Source organism: Mesorhizobium sp. M4B.F.Ca.ET.089.01.1.1 (assembly GCF_004022605.1).
GTDB classification, from domain to species: Bacteria; Pseudomonadota; Alphaproteobacteria; order Rhizobiales; family Rhizobiaceae; genus Mesorhizobium; species Mesorhizobium abyssinicae.
Genome location: NZ_RZOS01000499.1, coordinates 1 through 3,769, shown reverse-complemented (window position 1 = coordinate 3,769; position 3,769 = coordinate 1). Strand labels below are relative to the sequence as shown.

At 66.1% G+C, this 3,769-nt stretch carries 6 protein-coding genes; 3 read left to right on the top strand and 3 right to left on the bottom strand.

The window, feature by feature from the left end:
- Both EN780_RS29385 and EN780_RS29380 read left to right on the top strand, forming a co-directional pair.
- The coding region (locus EN780_RS29385) for a HAMP domain-containing sensor histidine kinase (protein WP_133372759.1) at positions 1–1,038 on the top strand (1,038 nt) is incomplete at its 5' end.
- Complete coding sequence (locus EN780_RS29380) at positions 1,013–1,783, top strand: peptidoglycan-binding protein (RefSeq protein WP_127391045.1); 771 nt, start codon at positions 1,013–1,015, stop codon at positions 1,781–1,783. The genes EN780_RS29385 and EN780_RS29380, both read left to right, overlap by 26 nt.
- Positions 1,784–1,793: 10 nt before the next feature.
- On the opposite strand, the gene EN780_RS29375 is transcribed toward EN780_RS29380, so the two are convergent.
- Together EN780_RS29375 and EN780_RS29370 are read right to left on the bottom strand one after the other, a co-directional pair.
- Entirely contained in the window at positions 1,794–2,081 is a 288-nt protein-coding gene (locus EN780_RS29375; RefSeq protein WP_128276042.1) for a type II toxin-antitoxin system RelE/ParE family toxin, read from the bottom strand.
- Positions 2,074–2,334, bottom strand: a complete 261-nt coding sequence (locus tag EN780_RS29370) for a type II toxin-antitoxin system ParD family antitoxin (RefSeq protein ID WP_189556832.1) — start codon at positions 2,332–2,334, stop codon at positions 2,074–2,076. The genes EN780_RS29375 and EN780_RS29370 overlap by 8 nt, the downstream gene beginning before the upstream one ends.
- Before the next feature lie 162 nt (positions 2,335–2,496).
- On the opposite strand from EN780_RS29370, the gene EN780_RS29365 reads away from it, so the two are divergent.
- A complete protein-coding gene (locus EN780_RS29365; protein ID WP_128276041.1) occupies positions 2,497–2,847 on the top strand; it encodes a DUF1491 family protein in 351 nt (116 codons plus the stop codon).
- Here EN780_RS29365 and EN780_RS29360 read toward each other — a convergent pair.
- On the bottom strand, positions 2,842–3,769 hold a 928-nt coding region (locus EN780_RS29360; protein WP_128276040.1), incomplete at its 5' end, for a DUF2336 domain-containing protein. The genes EN780_RS29365 and EN780_RS29360 overlap by 6 nt on opposite strands.

The window sequence follows — 3,769 nt, the reverse complement described above, 5'->3', positions numbered from 1 at the left end:
GTCGGCTATCTCTCGGCGCTCGCCGACATGCGCGACGGCGCCGCCATGCGCCGGGTCGATCTGCGCATCCGCCTGCCGCGCGATGGCTCGGCAGCCGCCGACAATTTCCAGCCGTTTCGCCTTCAGCTGATACGGGGCGAGCAGCAGGACGCGTTCACGCTGCTGCTCAGCGAGAACGACGATGTCGCGGCGCTGCGCGAAGAGCTCGCCGCCGCCAACGAGACCGCAGCCGAGGCCGAGGTGGCGAAGGGGCGCTTCCTTGCCGTGGTCAGCCACGAGCTTCGCACGCCGCTCAACGCCATCATCGGCTTCTCCGACATGCTGCTGCATGAGATGTTCGGTCCCTTCAAGGATCCGCGCCAGAAGGAATATGTCAGCCTGGTCAGGGACTCAGGCCAGCATCTTCTGGGCGTCGTCAGCTCGATCCTCGACGTCTCCCGCATCGAGGCCGGCGCCTATTCGACCGAGCCGGAGCCGTTCCGCTTCGTCGAGGCGGTCGATATGTGCCGGTCGATGATGCGGCTGCAGGCCGAGACCAAGAACATCGGCCTTGCCGCGCAGATCGCGCCGGATGCGGGCGAGATCAATGCCGACCGCCGCGCCGTGCAGCAGATCCTGATCAACCTCGTTTCCAACGCCATCAAGTTCACGCCGGATGGCGGCAATGTCGTGGTCGGTGCCAAGCGCGTCGGCTCGCGGCTGCATTTCTGGGTCAGCGATACCGGCATCGGCATCGCCGAGGAGGATTTCGCCAATCTCGGCAAGCCGTTCATGCAGATCCAGAACGATTACACGCGCCGCTTCGAAGGAACCGGGCTCGGCCTGTCGCTGGTCAAGGGCCTGGTCGCGCTGCACGACGGTACCATGTCGATCGAAAGCATGCCGGGCGAGGGCACCACGGTGACGATCAGCCTGCCGGTGAACGGGCCGAAGGGCCATTCGCGGGACAAGGATAGCGGCGTGCTGGCGATACCAGCGGTGAAGACCAAGGGGCATGCGAAAGGGGACAGGAATGGCTCGCTCCGCAAGACAGCCTAGGGCGGTCAAGCGCCAAAGCAGCGCCTTCGAGGAGGGCGCGCTCGCGCTCGGCGGCATGATCTCGCGCAATCCGGTGCTGGTCGGCGGCTCGACCGCTTTCCTGGTGACGCTGTTCTACGTGTCGGCCAACGCGCTCTGGTACCAGCCGTTCCCGCACGCCGGCGCCTTCTTCGCCACCCGAAGCATCGAGGACTTTCCGCGCGCGGCGGACGAGCCCGAGACGACCATCAACATCGTACGGCCGCCGGTCAAGACCGACCCGACCGTCGAGCAGGTCCAGGGCATATTGAAGGATCTCGATTTCTATTCCGGCACCGTCGACGGCATCTCCGGCCCCAACACGCGCAAGGCCATCCAGGCCTATCAGCAGAAGGTCGGGCTGCCGGCGACCGGCGAAATCGACGCCGTGCTGCTCGACCAGCTCGGCGCCAGGCAGACGACGGCGGCCATCCCGCATCCGGTGCCGAGGCCGGTGGACAGCGTCGCCGCTCCCGCCGTCGCGCCGGCGCCCATCCCGGTCTCCGCGCCGGCCGATGCCGCCGCGCCGGCGCCCGATGCCCGCATCGTCAAGATCCAGGCCGGGCTGAAGGCCTTCGGCAATGACGACATGCAGCTCGACGGCGTCGTCGGCGCGCGAACCAAGGCGGCGATCAAGGAATTCCAGTCGCTGTTCGGCCTGCCGCAGACCGGCGAGCCCGACGAGATCGTCTACGTCAAGATGCGCGAGATCGGCCTGACCAACTGAGAAGCAAAGCCTAACTGAGCCATCGCTCAGGGTCTCGCATCCCGTGGACAACTGCGACGGCCAACACGCCATAAGCTGTCGGCTCGTAAATCACGACATAGCGCCCCTCCACCAGAATTCGGGCCGTGGCGCTTAGCTCTGGCCGCGCTGCGTCCATATCAGGGTGCTCGCAAGCCAATTCCAGCCTGTCAAAAATGCGCGAAATCAGCTTGTCGGCCGCTGGTTCGTTGTCGGCGATATGATGCCAGATGTCTCGTAGATCCTGTATGGCTCGAGGAGTAAGCCGAAACTCAGCCACGGGCGGCGCGTTCTGCTTTCAGAGCGCGCAAGAACGCAGCACGGTCCACCTCTTGGCCATCGCCGCTAGCCATGCCTTCATAGTAAGCTCGTTTGAGACGTTCCAGCTCAAGGGCACGCAGTTCCTCGCGCTGCTCCCATAGGCGAAGCGCTTCCCTCACGATCTCACTGTTCGAGGCATAGCCCCCGCTATCGACAGCGCCTTGCAGGCGAGCGGCCTGCTTCGGGGTGAGCGAAACCGTCAGTGTGCGCATGGGCTGAGCTTTCATGCCCGGCAATGTAGTGTTTTTCATAAATCCTAACAAACTTTGTTAGTCGCAGCCCTCTTTTTTGACCGAGGCGCCCAAAGAATGCCTGCGCTCGCGGACAGGCAGGAATCCGGATATGAGAGCCAGCATGTCGTCCGGAACCTTGCCATGCGCGTGACCACTGACCTGTGGGTGTCGGCCCTGTTGCGCCGGGTGTTCGCCGCTGGCGGTTTTGCCGCCGTGGTCAAGCGCGGCGCGGCCGAGGCGGGCGCGATCTTCGTGCTGTCGCGCGGCCGGCTGGGCGAGGTCGCCCTGTTCGGGCCGGCGCCGCAGACCAGCTACGATTCGGCCAAGCCCGACGAGCGCTTCTTCAGCCTGCTCGGCTCCGGCGACGATGCCGCGCCGTTCGACGCCAGGCTGGAGCGCGAGAAGAAGTTCGATCCCGATATATGGGTGGTCGAGATCGAGGCCGGCGCCGTTCCGGTCGAGGAGCTTTTGTCCGTCAGGACGGACTCATGACGCCTTGAGGCTGGCGGCCGCGTCGCCGCTGTTCGAGGCCCGGCGCTCCTCGTCATTCGCCCTGTCGGCTGCGTTGCCGCGGATCCCCCGCGACAGGGTCTCGGCCTTCCAGTTGCGCACCTTGTCGAGTGCCGCCTCGCGGTGCAGCAGGCGGTAGCGGTCGAGGAACAGGCGGATCGCCTGCGGATGCGGAAACTCGCGGGGGTAGACGGCGACGGCGATCAGGAAGGCGCGATCCTCGCTGAGGTCGAGCGAGCGCAAGGCGGCGAGCAGCGCGGCATAGCTGGCCTGTTCGGTCAGCGAGCGCGCCGTCTGGAAATCGATGTCGAGTGCGTCCGCCAGCGCGGTCTGGAAGAACGCCGCATTGCCGGTCAGCGCCGTCTCGCGCAGCTTCACATAGCTCGCCTGGCCGACGAACGGATTGACACTCTCGCTTCCGGTTTCAGGACGCATCATCGCGCGCAGCCGGCGCCTGGCATTTTCGGCAGCCATGCCTGGCGGTTGCCGCGCATCCTCGTCGGTGGCGATGGCGAGCGATTCCGCGGCCGGTGTCGCTTCGGCTTTGGCCGACGCCGCTTCGGCTTTCGCGGACATTGGCTGCGCGATCGGCTGCGGCGGCCGCACCCTGACCAGCGTCGGCTTCTCGAGCGCCCTGATCAGATCAGCGATGGTCGGGTTCAGTTCCTTGCGGCGCGCAATGGCGCGCGCATGCGGCAGGCCGTGGCGGCCGATCAGCGCGATGAGGTCGATGTCGCTCAGCGCCCGCGAGCGGGTCAGCAAGGGAGCGGCGATGTCGACCGGCTCCTCAGCCAGCCGCCGGACCAAGGCGCCTGGCGCGTATTCGCATTCCGAAAGCGCGGCGGCGACGTAGCGGCGCGATTCGACCGACACTTCTTCGAACAGCGGCAGCGTCAGGTCCTCG

Bases quoted from the DNA above. Each gene is read 5' to 3' on its own strand.
- EN780_RS29370 (WP_189556832.1), bottom strand. From the start codon at position 2,334: ATGCGCACACTGACGGTTTCGCTCACCCCGAAGCAGGCCGCTCGCCTG.
- EN780_RS29380 (WP_127391045.1), top strand. From the start codon at position 1,013: ATGGCTCGCTCCGCAAGACAGCCTAGGGCGGTCAAGCGCCAAAGCAGC.
- EN780_RS29365 (WP_128276041.1), top strand. From the start codon at position 2,497: ATGCGCGTGACCACTGACCTGTGGGTGTCGGCCCTGTTGCGCCGGGTG.